We start from the raw sequence: 13,868 nt of genomic DNA, 5'->3' as shown, positions 1-13,868 counted from the left end.
ATTGTGGACGCTGGAGCACCCGCTGGGAAGCCGGTCTATGGGCAACAGGGACGTTTGGGACGAAGGGGCGGAGAGCGAGCAGGCCAAGGCCGCCGCGCGGCCCCCGCGCCGTCAGGTCGCCGTGGCCCTGGCCGACGACCCCGACAATCCCGGCCTGCCCACCGTCACCGCCTCGGGACGCGGCGCGGTGGCCGAACAGATTCTGCAGCTGGCCTTCGCCCACGGGGTGAAGGTCCGCACCGACCCCGATCTGGCCGAGGTCCTGGCCGCCGTCGAGGTGGATACCGTCATTCCGGTGGAGGCCTTCGTCGCCGTGGCCGAGATCCTGGCCTATGTCTACCGCGCCAACGCCGCCATGGGCGCGGCCCCACCGCCGGGAGGCGCCGCATGAGCGCCGAATCCGAGACTGTCCGCCAGGAACTGGAAAAGGCGTCCACCCTGGTGGGGGCCGCAAGGCGCCTGCTGGCCACCGGCACCGAGGTGGACCTCGCCGCCCTGGAAGGCCGGGTGCGCTTCGTCTGCGGCGCCGTCCTCGACCTGGAGCGGAGCGAGGGAGCGGCCTTCCGCCCCGGCCTCGAGACCCTGGTCGCCGACCTGGACCGGCTGGCCGCCGCGCTGACCCAGCGCAACAACCCGACCTCCCTGGACGCCTGAGCATGGATTCATCCCATTACCTGCGCTTCGTCCTGTCACTGGTGGCGGTGCTGACGTTGATCTTCGCCGTGCTGTGGGTGGTGCGGAGCCGCCTGCCGGGCATGATGGCCGGGCGGGCCGGAGCCGGCGGCCGGCGGCTCGCCGTGGTGGAAACCTTGACCTTGGACGTGAAACATCGTTTGGTCCTGGTGCGCCGCGACGACCGCGAGCACCTGCTGGTCCTGGGCGGCGGGCAGCCCGTGGTGGTGGAGGCCGACTGCCCCCGCGCCGCCTTCACCCTTCCCCCCGCCAAGGCGGGGACAGCCAAGCCGGAGACCGGAGAATGACCCGCCCTGCGCCGCGCCTCCGGACGGTCCTGGCCGCCGCCGTCGCCATCGCCGCCGCCCTGGCCGCCGGCCCGGCCCTGGCCCAGTCCCTGAGCATCGACCTGGGGGGACCGCAGGCCAGCGCCACCTCGCGCATCATCCAGCTGATCGCCCTGACCACCGTGCTGTCGGTGGCGCCGAGCATCCTGGTGATGATCACCTCGTTCACCCGCTTCGTGGTGGTGCTGGGCTTCCTGCGTCAGGCCCTGGGCACCATGCAGAGCCCGCCCAACACGGTGCTGGTCAGCCTGGCCATGTTCCTCACCGCCTTCGTCATGGCGCCGACCTTCGAGAAGGCCTGGGAAACCGGCATCCAGCCGGTGATGGACGGCCATCTGGACGAGATCGAGGGCTTCGAGCGCGCCGTCAAGCCGTTCCACGCCTTCATGAGCGCCCATGTGCGCGCCCAGGACCTGAAGCTGTTCATGGACCTGTCGCGCGCCAAGGAGGTGGAGAAGGCCGAGGACGTGCCGCTGAAGGCGCTGATTCCCGCCTTCATGATCAGCGAGCTGCGCCGCGCCTTCGAAATCGGCTTCCTGATCTTCCTGCCCTTCCTGATCATCGACATGGTCATCGCCTCGGTGCTGATGAGCATGGGCATGATGATGATTCCACCGGCCATGATCTCGCTGCCGTTCAAGCTGATCTTCTTCGTCATGGTAGACGGATGGTACATGGTGGTCGGCAGCCTGGTGCAGAGCTACGGATAAGAACCTACTACCGAATCAAGAAGTGACGCCGCGTTTTGAACTGGTTTAAATTCAGTTAACGGGCGTCGCGAAATGTGTTGACTATCTTCAGCCATACTTCGCGCAGGCCTAACGTATGGGCCACCTCCAACCCGGGGAAACGCTGAAGAATGGCTTTCGACCTCGATAAATTCCGCGCCGGTTTCGGCGCCACCATGGCCCGAATTCGCAGCCAATTGGATGAATTCGACCGTGCCCGAGATGAAATGCACCGCCGCATCCAGGCGTTCTGCGCCACCTGAGCGGACCACCACGGAAAAGCCCCGCCGGCGCGTTGCTGCCGGCGGGGCTTCCTTTTGCCGGCTCCTACAGCATCCGCACCGCCATCATCTTGGCTTCGGCAGCCGCCTGGGCGTCGCCGGCGATGGTGGCGTCGGCGATGGCGCCTTCCTTGAGCAGGGCCAGACGCCGGGCCAGGCGCTCGGGCTCGGGCAGTTCCGCCTTGTGGCACATCTCGCCCAGGGTCTCGACGATGCGGCGCTTGTGGTCGCCGGCGATCCGGTGGATGGGATCGCCCGGTTCGGCATACTCGGCCGACGCCTTGACGAAGGGACAGCCGCGGAAGGTTTCCGTCCCGCCGCCGCCGATCGCCGCCTCGCCCCGGAACCATTCGCCCAGGGCGTCGAACATGTTCAGCACCTGGGAGCGGGGGGTGCCGCCGATGGCCTGCATGCGACCGAACAGCCAGTCGCGGAACTGGCGGTCGCGCAGCTCCAGGGCGGCGACGATCAGCTCTTCCTTGGACTTGAAGTGATGATAGAGCGTCATCTTGGTCAGCCCCGCCACGTCGAGGATGGCGGCGATGCCGGTGGCGTGGAAACCATCGTTGAGAAACAGGCGGAGCGCCGCCACGACCAGATCATCACGGCGTGAGGGAGGAGCCATTGCCGTCTCCTTGTTAGACCAACCGGTTGGGTATGGATGATGCCAGCCCGCCCCCCGGCTCCACAACATCCCTTTGCACACACCACCATTGCTTTGCGGCGCGCTCATCCTTATGTGTTGCCACCATGGACGACACCAAGACCAACCTTATCGGCCTGTCGCGCGACCAGTTGATCGCCGAGATGGCCCAGATCGGCGAAAAGCCCTTCCGCGCCAAGCAGCTGTGGCACTGGATGTACAATCGCGGCGAAACCGATTTCGCCAAGATGACCTCCATCTCCAAGAGCATGCACGGCGCCCTGGCCGAGCGCTATGTGGTGCGCCGCCCGCAGGTGACCAGGGAGCTGACCTCCACCGACACTACCCGCAAGTGGCTGCTGAAGTTCGACGACGGCCACGAGGCCGAGACCGTCTACATCCCCGATGCCGACGAGGACAGGGGCGCGGTGTGCATCTCCACCCAGGTGGGCTGCACGCTGACCTGCCGCTTCTGCCATACCGGCACCCAGTTGCTGGTGCGCAACCTGTCGGCCGCCGAGATCGTCGGCCAGTTCATGGTGGCCCGCGATTCCTACGGCGAGTGGCCGACTCCCGACGACGGCGGACGGCGACTTTCGAATATCGTGGTCATGGGCATGGGCGAGCCGCTCTACAATTTCGAGAACGTCGCCACGGCGCTCGAAATCGCCATGGACGGCGAGGGCATCGGTATTTCCCGGCGCCGCATCACGCTGTCCACCTCGGGCGTGGTGCCCATGATGAAGGAATGCGGCGAGCGCCTGGGCGTCAACCTCGCCATCAGCTTGCACGCGGTCACCGACGAGATCCGCGACCGCATCATGCCCATCAACAAGAAGTATCCCCTGGCCGAGCTGATGCGGGCCTGCCGCGAGTATCCCGGCGCCTCCAACGCAAGGCGCATCACCTTCGAGTACATCATGCTGAAGGGGGTCAACGATTCCGCCGCCGACGCCCGGGCGCTGCTGAAGCTGGTCAAGGGCCTGCCGGCCAAGTTCAACCTGATCCCGTTCAATCCCTGGCCGGGCTCGGAGTTCGAGACGCCGGACATCAGGACCACCAAGGCGTTCTCGGACATCCTGCAGGACGCCGGCTATTCCGCCCCCATCCGCATGCCCCGGGGCCGCGACATCCTGGCCGCCTGCGGCCAGCTGCGCTCGGAAAGCCAGCGCGAACGCGCCTCGCTGTCCAAGGCCCGCGCGGCCGCCGGCATCGAGGACGGGCATCACGGCTGAATCTATTGCCTCCGCCGTCCCAATGCCTATACTGCGCGCCCAATTCCCTCCCCATCTCGGAAAGGCGTTTGCCATGAAGGGCGAAGTCAAGAAGGTCGTTCTGGCCTATTCCGGCGGTCTCGATACCTCCATCATCCTGCGCTGGCTGCAGGACCAGTATCAGTGCGAAGTGGTGACTTTCACCGCCGATCTCGGCCAGGGCGAGGAGCTGGAGCCGGCCCGCGCCAAGGCCCGCCTGATGGGTATCAAGGAAGAGAACATCTTCATCGACGACCTGCGCGAGGAATTCGTCCGCGACTTCGTCTTTCCGATGTTCCGCGCCAACGCCCTGTACGAGGGCGTCTACCTGCTGGGCACCTCCATCGCCCGGCCGCTGATCTCCAAGCGCCAGATCGAGATCGCCAACATGGTCGGCGCCGACGCCGTCTCCCACGGCGCCACCGGCAAGGGCAACGACCAGGTGCGCTTCGAGATGGGCTATTACGCCCTGAAGCCCGACATCAAGGTCATCGCGCCGTGGCGCCTGTGGGACCTCACCTCCCGCACCAAGCTGCTGGACTTCGCCGAGAAGCACCAGATTCCCATCGCCAAGGACAAGCGCGGCGAGGCCCCCTACTCCACCGACGCCAACCTGCTGCACATCTCCTACGAGGGCAAGGCGCTGGAAGACCCGTGGGTCGAGCCCTTCGAGGACATGTACACCCGCTCGGTGGCGCCCGAGCACGCTCCCGACAAGCCCACCTATATCGAGATCGAGTTCGAGAAGGGCGACGCGGTGGCCATCGACGGCGTGCGCATGAGCCCGGCCACCCTGCTGACCAGACTGAACGAGCTGGGCGGCGCCAACGGCATCGGCCGCCTGGACCTGGTGGAGAACCGCTTCGTCGGCATGAAGAGCCGCGGCGTCTACGAGACCCCCGGCGGCTCGGTGCTGATCGTGGCGCACCGTGCCATGGAGAGCCTGACCCTGGACAGGGGCGAGTCCCACCTCAAGGACGAGCTGATGCCGCGCTATGCCGAGTTGATCTACAACGGCTTCTGGTTCGCGCCCGAGCGTATCGCCATCCAGACCATGATCGACAAGGTCAGCGAGAACGTCACCGGTACCGTGCGCCTCAAGCTCTACAAGGGCGTCGCCTCGGTGGTGGGGCGCAAGTCGCCCAAGTCGCTCTATCGCATGGACTACGTCACCTTCGAGGAGGACTCGGTCTACGACCAGCGCGACGCCCAGGGCTTCATCAAGCTCAACGCGCTGCGCATGCGTCTGGCCAAGATGGCGCGCGGATAAGTTCCCCCGTCGCCGGAACGATTCCGGAAAGGGCTCCGCCGCGGCGGGGCCCTTTCCTTTTAGTCGATTAATCTATCCGCTTTACGCGCCCGACCACGTTTTATACCATCGGTTAGAGATTACCTCCCATCCGATGGTCGCAGCATTGCCCTCCGCCGCCAGACGCCGCCGCTCCGCCTCCGCCGCGACCCTGAAGTGGTGGCCGCTGGCCCTATGGGGCATCGCCATGGCGGTGGTCGCCACCTGGACGGCCATGACCGCCCTGCACGACCGCGACGCCTTCATGGCCCAGGCGGAGTTCCGCACCCAGTCCATGGCCGACCTCGCCGCCGAGCAGGTGCTGCGCACCATCGAGGGCGCCGACACCGCGCTGCAGGCGGCGCGCACCCTGTTCCGCAACAGCGGCGACTGGGAGGCGCTGTCCCAGGACCGCAAGACTTGGCAGGTTCTCTACGACTACGCCGAGGCCCTGTCGGCCGTGCCCATCCTGTACATGGTCGATCAGAACGGCGTCATCCGCCTGCACGGACAGAGCTTCCCCTTCCGGCCGATCTCCATCGCCGAGCGCGAGTATTTCAAGTTCCATCGGAATAATGCCGTCACCGGCGCCCAGATCAGCACGCCGGTCATCGGCGCGGTCACCGGCAATCAGGTGATCATCATCAGCCGGCGGCTGTCCAATCCCGACGGCGGCTTCGCCGGCGTGGTCGGCGCCACCCTCAGGGCCGATGCCTTCCAGGGCTTCTTCCAGACCCTGGGTCTGGGCGACGGCGCCATCGTCAACCTCCAGCGCGGCGACGGAATCATCCTGGCCCGCCATCCCCACCGGGACGGCGCCGTGGGGTCGAAGGTCGACAATTCCCGGATCTTCCCCGCCATCACCGAGGGCAAGCCCAAGGGCTCCGCCCTCACCACCTCGCCCCTGGACGGCGTCAGCCGGGTCACCGCCTTCCGGCGGCTGGACCGCTACGGGCTGGTACTCATCGCCGCCATTCCGGTCGAGACGGTGCTGGGCGACTGGCGGCGCCAGACCATCCGCCTGGCCGCCATGGCGGCGGCCGGCATTCTCGGCCTGTCGGCCCTGTTCGTGATGATGCTGCGCCGCTACCACAACGAGGCGGCCGCCCGCGCCGAACTGAAAAACAGCGAGGCGACGCTCAGCCGCGCCCAGAGCGTCGCCCATATCGGCTCCTGGCAGGTGGAGCTTCCCACCGACCGGGTCCGCTGGTCGGACGAGACCTACCGCATCTTCGGACGGGCTCCCGGCGCCCCCATTTTCTTCTCCGCCGTGATGGCGATGATTCACCCCGACGACCGCCCCCGGGTGCAGGACGCCCTGGCCGCCCTGATGGCCGGCAGCGCCTCCTTCGAGATCGAGCACCGCATCATCCTCGCCGACGGCGCGGTCAAGTGGGTGACCGCCCGCGCCCAGCTGACCAGTTCGGCGACGGGCGAGCCGCTGGAAATCCTGGGAACCGTCCAGGACATCACCGAGAAGAAGCTGGCCGAGACCGCCATCCGCGAGCATCAGGCCCTGCTGCTCGAGGTCCAGAGCGTCGCCAATCTCGGCTATTATGACTACGACATGCTCGGGGATTGCTGGCGAAGCTCGCCCATCCTCGACGACATCTTCGGCATCACCCCCGACTACCCGCACAACGCCCACGGCTGGCTCGACCTGGTCGCCCCCGCCATGCGGGGCGACATGGCCGCCTATCTGGACGAGGTCCGGGCCGGCGACCACGAGTTCGACAAGGCCTACGCCATCATCCGCTCCAGCGACGGCAAGCAGCGCTGGGTCACCGGCCTGGGCAAGCTGGAGCGCGACGGCGATGGCCGCCCCATCCGCATGGTCGGCACCATCAAGGACATCACCGACCAACGCCGCGCCGAGCAGGAATTGCGCGACAAGGCCGACGAACTGGAACGCTCCAACACCGAACTGGAGCAGTTCGCCTATGTGGCCAGTCACGATTTGCGCGAGCCGCTGCGCATGGTGTCGTCCTATGTGGAACTGCTGGCCCGGCGTTACGGCGACAAGCTGGACGACGACGCCCGCGAATTCATCGCCTTCGCCAAGGACGGCGCGTCGCGCATGGATCGCCTGATCCTCGACCTGCTGGAATATTCCCGCATCGGCCGCGTCACCCGGCCCATGCTGCCGGTGGCGCTGGGTCCGGTGGTGGAGCGCGCCCTGCGCGCCCTGACGCCCAAGATCGAGGAAAGCGGCGCCGAACTCGCCACCCCCCCGTCCGTCCTGCCCACCGTGTTGGGCGACGGCGAGGAGCTGATGCGGCTGTTCCAGAACCTGATCGGCAACGCCATCAAGTACCGCGATCCCGAGCGCAAGCCGGTGATCGCCATCGAGGCCGAGAATACCGGCAAGGAATGGATCATCACCGTCGCCGACAACGGCATCGGCATCGAGCCCAAGTACTACGACCGCGTCTTCCTGATCTTCCAGCGCCTGCACCGCAGGGGCGAGTTCGAGGGCACCGGCATCGGGCTGGCCGTCTGCAAGAAGATCGTCGAACACCACGGCGGCCGCATCTGGGTCAATTCGGCCCCGGGCGAAGGCTCGCGCTTCTCCATCACCCTGCCGCCCATCGGGCAGGTGTGAACGGCCGCCTCATTGCCGCCACAACCTGCCTTTAGACCGGAGCGGTCGAACGTGATAAGACCGCCGCCATGGACCTGCATCATCCCGAACTGACCTATGCCGCCGCCGTCGCCCTGGCCGCCGTGCTGTGCGGCGGGCTGATGACGCGCCTGAAGCAGCCGGCCATCGTCGGCTACATCCTGGCCGGCGTGGTGCTGGGACCTTCCGGCTTCGGGCTGGTCAGCAACCGCGACGCCGTGGCCGTCCTGGCCGAGTTCGGCGTGCTGATGCTGCTGTTCGTCATCGGCATGAAGCTGGACATCTCGCGCTTCCTCGGCGTGTGGAAGACGGCGGTGTTCACCACCGTGCTGCAGATCGCCGGCAGCGTCGGCACCGCCCTGTTGCTGCGCCACGTGCTGGGCTGGAGCCTGGGGCTTTCCGTGGTGCTGGGCTGCGCCGTGGCCATCTCGTCCACCGCCGTGGTGATCAAGGTGCTGGAGGCCTCGGACGAGTTGGACACGCCGGTGGGACGCACCACACTGGGCATCCTGATCGCCCAGGACATGGCGGTGGTGCCCATGATGCTGGTGCTGGAATCCATGCAGGCCAAGGCGCTGCTGCCCGCCGACCTGGCCCGGGTGGTGCTGTCGGTGCTGTTCCTGGCGCTGCTGTTCTGGTGGCTGTCCAAGCGCCGCATCGACCTGCCGCTGACCGCGCGGCTGGCCCGGGATTCCGACCTCGCCACCCTGTCGGCCCTGGCCTGGTGCTTCGGCACGGCGGCGATCTCCGGCGTGCTGGACCTGTCGCCGGCCTACGGTGCCTTCCTGGGCGGCGTGGTGCTGGGCAATTCCGCCCAGCGCGACATGCTGTTGAAGCGCGCCCAGCCCATCGGCAGCGTGCTGCTGATGGTGTTCTTCCTGTCCATCGGGCTGCTGCTCGACTTCAAGTTCATCTGGAAGAACCTGGGGACCGTGCTGACCCTGCTGGCCATGGTCACCCTGTTCAAGACGGCGCTCAACGTCGCGGCCCTGCGGCTGGCGCGCCAGGACTGGCCCAGCGCCTTCCTGGCCGGCGTGGCCCTGGCCCAGGTCGGCGAGTTCTCGTTCCTGCTGGCCGAGACCGGCAAGGCGGTCAAGCTGATCAGCGCCCAGGAGACCAAGCTGGTGGTCGCCGTCACCGTGCTGTCGCTGGTGCTGTCGCCGTTCTGGCTGTTCACCATGCGCCGCATGCACCGGGTGGCGGCGGTGCACGTCCATTCGTTCCGCGAGCTGGTCTCGCGGCTCTACGGCGACGAGGCCCGCACCGTGGCCCGCACCGCCCGGCGGGCGAGGCTGCTGGCCCATCGCGGTTCATGGAGGGATGACAGCAATGCCGGACCTGGCTCTGGAATCTGAGATCGGCGGCATCGTCTGCGGCATCGACGAGGTGGGCCGCGGCCCCCTGGCCGGGCCGGTGGTGGCCGCCGCGGTGATCCTCGACCCCGCTTGCCTGCCCAAGGCCCTGCTGGAGCGCCTGGACGATTCCAAGAAGCTGTCCAAGCGCCTGCGCGAGGAACTGGCCGAACTGGTGCCCGCCACCGCGACCATCGGTTTCGGCGAGGCGTCGGTGGAGGAGATCGACCGCCTCAACATCCTGCAGGCCACCTTTCTCGCCATGCGCCGCGCCTACGATTCCCTGGGCCGGGACTGCGCCTGCGCCCTGGTGGACGGCAACCGCCCGCCGAAGCTGTCCTGTCCCATCCGCTGCGTGGTGGGCGGTGACGGCCTCTCGCTGTCCATCGCCGCCGCCTCGGTGGTGGCCAAGGTGCGGCGCGACGCCCTGATGGCCGAACTGGCCCGCGCCCACCCGGATTTCGGCTGGGAGAGGAACGCCGGATACGGCACCGCCGAGCATCTGGCGGCGCTGAAAAGGCTGGGGCCGACCCCCCATCACCGCCGCTCCTTCGCCCCCGTGGCCCAACATATACCGGTCTAACCTGTGGATAACCCACTACCTGTGGCAATGAATCATTAGATTCCAACAGGTTCTTGACGGACTCTCATGTTTGACTCAAATTGAGTCTCCCAACTCATTTGAATCGGTCCGCCATGACCCTGCCCTTCAACACCATTCTCGCCGGCGACTGCATCGCCATGATGAACTCGCTGCCCGCCGGTTCGGTGGATCTGGTCTTCGCCGATCCGCCCTACAACCTGCAACTGGGCGGCGAGCTGCTGCGCCCCAACAATTCCAAGGTCGAGGGCGTGGACGAGGATTGGGACCGCTTCTCCGACTTCGCCGCCTACGACGCCTTCACCCGCGACTGGCTGAAGGCGGCGCGCCGGGTGCTGAAGGACGACGGCGGGCTGTGGGTGATCGGCAGCTACCACAACATCTTCCGCGTCGGCGCCATCCTGCAGGATTTGGGCTTCTGGATGCTCAACGACATCGTCTGGCGCAAGACCAACCCCATGCCCAATTTCAAGGGCACCCGCTTCACCAACGCCCACGAGACCATGATCTGGTGCGCCAAGTCGTCGGATTCGCGCTACACCTTCAACTACGACAGCATGAAGTCGCTGAACGACGACCTGCAGATGCGCAGCGACTGGACCCTGCCGCTGTGCACCGGGGCCGAGCGCCTGCGCAAGGCCGGGCGCAAGACCCATCCGACCCAGAAGCCGGAATCCCTGCTCTACCGCGTCATCATGGCGTCGACCAAGCCGGGCGACGTGGTGCTCGACCCCTTCTTCGGCACCGGCACCACCGGGGCGGTGGCCAAGAAGCTGGGCCGCCGGTTCATCGGCTGCGAGCGCGACTCCGACTACATCGCCGCCGCCAAGGAGCGCATCGCCAAGGTGATCCCGGTGGCCGATCCCAGCCTGCTGATGACGCCGTCCAAGCGGTCCGAGCCGCGCGTGCCCTTCGGCACCGTGCTGGAGCGCGGCCTGCTCACCCCCGGCGATTTGCTGTTCGGCGGCACGCGGCGCGACAAGGTGGCCAAGGTGCGCGCCGACGGCACCCTGATCACCGACGACCACCGCGGCTCCATCCACAAGGTGGGCGCCCTGGTCCAGGGCGCGCCGGCCTGCAACGGCTGGACCTATTGGCACTTCCAGGCCTCGGGCGAGGATTACCTGCCCATCGACGTGCTGCGCCAGAAGATCCGGGCCGAGCTGCACTGATGAAGCGTTTGGCCGCCCTCGTCCTGCTGACGGCGGCCCCGGCCCAGGCCGGCGTCTGCATCACCCAGGGCGAGACCCTGTCGTGCACCGATGCCGGCGAGACCGTGATCCTCAAGGGCGGCGAGGGCGTGGCCTATTCCAGGCTGGCCGGGCGGCCCATGACCGTCGCCCGGGATTCCCAGGGCAACATGATCGGCCTGATCGGCGAGCAGAAGCTGATCATCCAGAAGCTGGACGGCCTGTCGGTCGCCCGCTTCGGCAACCGCAAGATGATCTGCGCCGAAGCCGGGCCGGGCATCACCGTCTGCAAATAAGATCCCGATGCCCCCTTCCCCACCCCTCCTCCGGCAAGCCGAGGGAGGCCGGGAGGGGGGACTTCCATCACTTCGGGCAGGGATGCTTCGCCGGATCGGCCGTGTCGCAGACGGCGACGCCGCGCAGGAATTCCCCCCACTCCTTCAGCATCTCGGGCGGAATCGGCGCGGTGGAGTTGCGCTCGAAGGGCTGGCCGCGCCAGATGCGCTGGATGACGTAGAGCGCCTGGGCCCCCCGGATGGCCTTGACCGCCACCAGACCGCCCAGGCCGCTCTGGCGGCCCTTGGTGCAGGTCACGGTGAGGGTCGAGACGGGATAGCCGTTGACCGTCCCCTCCGTCACCGGGCTGGGGCCCGAGGCCTCGCAACTGGTGCGGCTGGCCTCGATGATCCGCTGGATATGCTCGCGCGCGTCGGCGGCCGAATCGCCCATCACCTGGATGGACAGCATCTCGCTCCACTTCTCGGACGTCTGGCCGGGGGGAAACAGATGGGTGGTGATGGCGTTGCGGGCCCGGGTGGTGCCGCCCTCCTGCCAGCCGGCCGGCGGCATCAGCAACAGCCGCTCGGTCAGTTCGGCGCCGGGAGCCTGGGCCGCCGGGGCCGGGCGGCCCTGCTGGCGCATCTGGGCCTGCGCCGCCGGGACGGCCAGGGCCACGGACAACCCGACGAGCAGCATAAGCTTTCGCATCACATCTCCATCCGCGTCAATAGGCCTTGGCCAGGGCATGGCGCGCCACCTTGCGCATCAGGGTGGGCAACGCCTGGTTCTCCAACCGGTCCAGGGGGCACCATACACCACGAACCGCCGCCTGGGCAGGGGTGCGCCCCGCCGCCACCGCCAGTTCCAGATGGAAATGGGTGAAGGTGTGGGTGACCAGTCCGGGCAGCAGCTTCCAGGATTTCGGCGCCAGCGGCGAAACGGGGGCCGCCTCGTCCAGACTCCACGCCGCCTCGCGCCACTCGGTGGAGGGGAATTCCATCATGCCGCCCAGCAGCCCCTTGGGCGGGCGGCGGCGCAGCAGCACCGAACCGTCGGGGGCCATCAGCCAGAAGGCGACGCCCCGCCGGGTGGGGCGCTCGGCCTTGGCCACCTTGGCCGGCAGGGTCTCGGCGATGCCCAACCCTTGAGCGCGGCAGGCGGGCCGCCAGGGGCACAGGCCGCAGGCCGGGCTCCTGGGCGTGCAGAGGGTGGCGCCCAGATCCATCACCGCCTGGGCGTAATCGCCGGCCCGGCTGCCGGGCGTGAGGGAGGCGGCCAGGTCCTTGAGCCGGGGCTTGGCGGCGGGCAGCGGTTCGAGGACGGCGAACATCCGCGCCATCACCCGCTCCACATTGCCGTCCACCACCACCGCCCGGCGGCCGAAGGCGATGGCGGCGATGGCGGCGGCGGTGTACTCGCCGATACCCGGCAGCTGCCGCAAGCCGGCCTCGTCGTCGGGGAAGCGCCCGCCGCGCCATTCGGCCACCAGCCTGGCGCAGGCATGCAGGTTGCGCGCCCTTGCGTAGTAGCCCAGCCCGGCCCAGGCGGCCATCACGTCGTCGACCGGCGCGGCGGCCAGGTCCTCGACCCGCGGCCAGCGATGGGTGAAGGCCAGGAAATAGGGAATCACCGCCGCCACCGTGGTCTGCTGCAACATCACCTCGGACAGCCAGACATGGTACGGGTCCGCCGTCAGGCCGGGAGCATAGCGCCATGGCAGGATGCGGCGGTCGCGGTCGTACCAGGCGAGCAGGGCGGAGGAGAGTTCGTCGGGGCGCATGCCCCGACCATAGTGCAAATCCCGGCCCTGGGGTATGCTCAGGTCCATGGCCGACAGCAAGACCAAACCCCCGACCAAGCCGTCCGACGAGCGCCGCACCTACGGGCTGGTGTCCATCGCCGTGCCCTGCGAGCGGGTGACGCGGCCGGTGTTCGGCAAGCACGGCTTCGCCGGTGGCGCCCTGGTGGTCGACTGGCCGGCCATCGTCGGCTCGGCGGTGGCCAGCCATACCCTGCCGCTCAGCATCAAGTTCCCGCCCAAGGAGCGCAGCGAGGGCACCCTGGTGGTCAAGGTGGATTCCGGGGCCTTCGCCCTGGAGATGCAGCACCTGGAACCGCTGATCGTCGAGCGCATCAACGGCTATTTCGGCTGGAAGGCGGTGGCCCGCCTGAGGCTGCGCCAGGGCCCCCTGCCCGAGGCCGCCACGGCGAAGCCCGCCCCGGCCCCGGCCCCGACGGCCAAGCCGCCGGCCGCCGGCCGGCTGGCCCAGGTCGAGGACCCGGAATTGCGGGCGGTGCTGGAACGCCTGGGCCGCCGGCTGGCCGAAAGTCGGCCCTAACCAAATCCTAAGGGCTTCCCATATACTGTGGGCGGAAGCCCAATCCCGCGAAGGGTGGCCGGATGAACGCGTTTCAGGACCTTGCCGAGATGACCCGTGACTACGGTCTGGTCCGCTATTTCGTGCTGACCATCGCCGTGGTCGCGGTGCTGATGGCCGTCCTGTTCCTGTGGGGCCATGTCCCCGAGAATGCACCCGAGGTCGCTCCCCTGCCGCCGGCGCCGGCCGCCGCCCCCGGCGGATATTGAGTCCCTACGCCTTGTGCGGAGCCGGTT

General features: G+C 67.9%; 17 protein-coding genes. 14 read left to right on the top strand and 3 right to left on the bottom strand.

All coding sequences use genetic code 11. The annotated features are described in order from the left end of the window. Window positions 1-37 precede the first annotated feature (37 nt). The 5 genes from H261_RS04710 (at window position 38) to H261_RS26480 (ending at window position 2,010) form a co-directional block, all read left to right on the top strand. A complete protein-coding gene (locus H261_RS04710) occupies window positions 38-391 on the top strand; it encodes an EscU/YscU/HrcU family type III secretion system export apparatus switch protein (RefSeq protein WP_008614905.1) in 354 nt (117 codons plus the stop codon). After that, window positions 388-654: a hypothetical protein gene (locus H261_RS04705; protein ID WP_008614903.1), complete on the top strand. Its 267-nt coding sequence runs from the start codon at window positions 388-390 to the stop codon at window positions 652-654. Before H261_RS04710 ends, H261_RS04705 begins: the two co-directional genes overlap by 4 nt. A 2-nt stretch (window positions 655-656) precedes the next feature. Beyond that, window positions 657-980, top strand: a complete 324-nt coding sequence (locus tag H261_RS04700) for a flagellar biosynthetic protein FliO (protein ID WP_008614895.1) — start codon at window positions 657-659, stop codon at window positions 978-980. Beyond that, window positions 977-1,729 carry a flagellar type III secretion system pore protein FliP gene (fliP, locus tag H261_RS04695; protein WP_008614893.1) on the top strand — a complete coding sequence of 251 codons (753 nt, stop codon included), beginning with the start codon at window positions 977-979 and terminating at the stop codon, window positions 1,727-1,729. The genes H261_RS04700 and fliP overlap by 4 nt, the downstream gene beginning before the upstream one ends. A gap of 149 nt (window positions 1,730-1,878) precedes the next feature. Further along, a complete protein-coding gene (locus H261_RS26480) occupies window positions 1,879-2,010 on the top strand; it encodes a hypothetical protein (RefSeq protein ID WP_008614891.1) in 132 nt (43 codons plus the stop codon). Between the two features lie 64 nt (window positions 2,011-2,074). Here the strand turns inward: H261_RS26480 and H261_RS04690 are convergent, their stop codons facing one another. Beyond that, complete coding sequence (locus H261_RS04690) at window positions 2,075-2,653, bottom strand: TetR/AcrR family transcriptional regulator (protein ID WP_008614889.1); 579 nt, start codon at window positions 2,651-2,653, stop codon at window positions 2,075-2,077. A gap of 125 nt (window positions 2,654-2,778) precedes the next feature. Here H261_RS04690 and rlmN point away from each other — a divergent pair, with 125 nt between their 5' ends. From rlmN to H261_RS04655, 7 genes are all read left to right on the top strand, one after another. Continuing rightward, on the top strand, window positions 2,779-3,906 hold the full coding sequence (rlmN, locus tag H261_RS04685) for a 23S rRNA (adenine(2503)-C(2))-methyltransferase RlmN (RefSeq protein ID WP_008614887.1): 1,128 nt from the start codon (window positions 2,779-2,781) through the stop codon (window positions 3,904-3,906). A 73-nt stretch (window positions 3,907-3,979) separates the two neighbouring features. Beyond that, window positions 3,980-5,194 (top strand): argininosuccinate synthase, encoded by a 1,215-nt coding sequence (locus H261_RS04680; protein WP_008614886.1) that lies wholly within the window; start codon window positions 3,980-3,982, stop codon window positions 5,192-5,194. A 133-nt stretch (window positions 5,195-5,327) separates the two neighbouring features. Next, window positions 5,328-7,814 (top strand): PAS domain-containing protein, encoded by a 2,487-nt coding sequence (locus H261_RS04675; RefSeq protein ID WP_152426703.1) that lies wholly within the window; start codon window positions 5,328-5,330, stop codon window positions 7,812-7,814. A gap of 68 nt (window positions 7,815-7,882) precedes the next feature. Beyond that, window positions 7,883-9,187: an iron transporter MagA gene (gene magA / locus H261_RS04670; RefSeq protein ID WP_008614884.1), complete on the top strand. Its 1,305-nt coding sequence runs from the start codon at window positions 7,883-7,885 to the stop codon at window positions 9,185-9,187. Next, window positions 9,162-9,767 carry a ribonuclease HII gene (locus tag H261_RS04665; protein WP_008614883.1) on the top strand — a complete coding sequence of 202 codons (606 nt, stop codon included), beginning with the start codon at window positions 9,162-9,164 and terminating at the stop codon, window positions 9,765-9,767. The genes magA and H261_RS04665 overlap by 26 nt, the downstream gene beginning before the upstream one ends. A 113-nt stretch (window positions 9,768-9,880) precedes the next feature. After that, complete coding sequence (locus H261_RS04660) at window positions 9,881-10,957, top strand: site-specific DNA-methyltransferase (protein WP_008614882.1); 1,077 nt, start codon at window positions 9,881-9,883, stop codon at window positions 10,955-10,957. Next, window positions 10,957-11,271, top strand: a complete 315-nt coding sequence (locus H261_RS04655) for a hypothetical protein (RefSeq protein WP_008614881.1) — start codon at window positions 10,957-10,959, stop codon at window positions 11,269-11,271. The genes H261_RS04660 and H261_RS04655 overlap by 1 nt, the downstream gene beginning before the upstream one ends. A gap of 67 nt (window positions 11,272-11,338) precedes the next feature. Here H261_RS04655 and H261_RS04650 read toward each other — a convergent pair whose 3' ends face one another. Next, window positions 11,339-11,962: a hypothetical protein gene (locus tag H261_RS04650; RefSeq protein ID WP_235062865.1), complete on the bottom strand. Its 624-nt coding sequence runs from the start codon at window positions 11,960-11,962 to the stop codon at window positions 11,339-11,341. Window positions 11,963-11,978: 16 nt separating this feature from the next. After that, window positions 11,979-13,034, bottom strand: a complete 1,056-nt coding sequence (mutY, locus tag H261_RS04645; RefSeq protein ID WP_008614878.1) for an A/G-specific adenine glycosylase — start codon at window positions 13,032-13,034, stop codon at window positions 11,979-11,981. A 46-nt stretch (window positions 13,035-13,080) separates the two neighbouring features. Between mutY and H261_RS04640 the strand changes: the two genes are divergently transcribed. Both H261_RS04640 and H261_RS04635 read left to right on the top strand, forming a co-directional pair. Beyond that, on the top strand, window positions 13,081-13,593 hold the full coding sequence (locus H261_RS04640; RefSeq protein WP_152426701.1) for a DUF721 domain-containing protein: 513 nt from the start codon (window positions 13,081-13,083) through the stop codon (window positions 13,591-13,593). A 62-nt stretch (window positions 13,594-13,655) separates the two neighbouring features. Beyond that, entirely contained in the window at window positions 13,656-13,841 is a 186-nt protein-coding gene (locus tag H261_RS04635; RefSeq protein WP_008614876.1) for a hypothetical protein, read from the top strand. Window positions 13,842-13,868 lie beyond the last annotated feature (27 nt).

The sequence above is a fragment of the Paramagnetospirillum caucaseum genome, assembly GCF_000342045.1.
Taxonomy (GTDB): Bacteria; Pseudomonadota; Alphaproteobacteria; order Rhodospirillales; family Magnetospirillaceae; genus Phaeospirillum; species Phaeospirillum caucaseum.
This window is presented reverse-complemented; position numbering and strand designations above follow the sequence as displayed.

Excerpts from the sequence above, each read along its gene's own strand:
- H261_RS04655 (WP_008614881.1), top strand. The coding sequence starts at position 10,957 with ATGAAGCGTTTGGCCGCCCTCGTCCTGCTGACGGCGGCCCCGGCCCAG.
- H261_RS26480 (WP_008614891.1), top strand. The coding sequence starts at position 1,879 with ATGGCTTTCGACCTCGATAAATTCCGCGCCGGTTTCGGCGCCACCATG.
- H261_RS04675 (WP_152426703.1), top strand. The coding sequence starts at position 5,328 with ATGGTCGCAGCATTGCCCTCCGCCGCCAGACGCCGCCGCTCCGCCTCC.
- magA (WP_008614884.1), top strand. The coding sequence starts at position 7,883 with ATGGACCTGCATCATCCCGAACTGACCTATGCCGCCGCCGTCGCCCTG.
- H261_RS04700 (WP_008614895.1), top strand. The coding sequence starts at position 657 with ATGGATTCATCCCATTACCTGCGCTTCGTCCTGTCACTGGTGGCGGTG.
- H261_RS04660 (WP_008614882.1), top strand. The coding sequence starts at position 9,881 with ATGACCCTGCCCTTCAACACCATTCTCGCCGGCGACTGCATCGCCATG.
- H261_RS04705 (WP_008614903.1), top strand. The coding sequence starts at position 388 with ATGAGCGCCGAATCCGAGACTGTCCGCCAGGAACTGGAAAAGGCGTCC.
- mutY (WP_008614878.1), bottom strand. The coding sequence starts at position 13,034 with ATGCGCCCCGACGAACTCTCCTCCGCCCTGCTCGCCTGGTACGACCGC.
- rlmN (WP_008614887.1), top strand. The coding sequence starts at position 2,779 with ATGGACGACACCAAGACCAACCTTATCGGCCTGTCGCGCGACCAGTTG.
- H261_RS04665 (WP_008614883.1), top strand. The coding sequence starts at position 9,162 with ATGCCGGACCTGGCTCTGGAATCTGAGATCGGCGGCATCGTCTGCGGC.
- H261_RS04710 (WP_008614905.1), top strand. The coding sequence starts at position 38 with ATGGGCAACAGGGACGTTTGGGACGAAGGGGCGGAGAGCGAGCAGGCC.
- H261_RS04680 (WP_008614886.1), top strand. The coding sequence starts at position 3,980 with ATGAAGGGCGAAGTCAAGAAGGTCGTTCTGGCCTATTCCGGCGGTCTC.
- fliP (WP_008614893.1), top strand. The coding sequence starts at position 977 with ATGACCCGCCCTGCGCCGCGCCTCCGGACGGTCCTGGCCGCCGCCGTC.
- H261_RS04635 (WP_008614876.1), top strand. The coding sequence starts at position 13,656 with ATGAACGCGTTTCAGGACCTTGCCGAGATGACCCGTGACTACGGTCTG.
- H261_RS04640 (WP_152426701.1), top strand. The coding sequence starts at position 13,081 with ATGGCCGACAGCAAGACCAAACCCCCGACCAAGCCGTCCGACGAGCGC.
- H261_RS04650 (WP_235062865.1), bottom strand. The coding sequence starts at position 11,962 with ATGCGAAAGCTTATGCTGCTCGTCGGGTTGTCCGTGGCCCTGGCCGTC.
- H261_RS04690 (WP_008614889.1), bottom strand. The coding sequence starts at position 2,653 with ATGGCTCCTCCCTCACGCCGTGATGATCTGGTCGTGGCGGCGCTCCGC.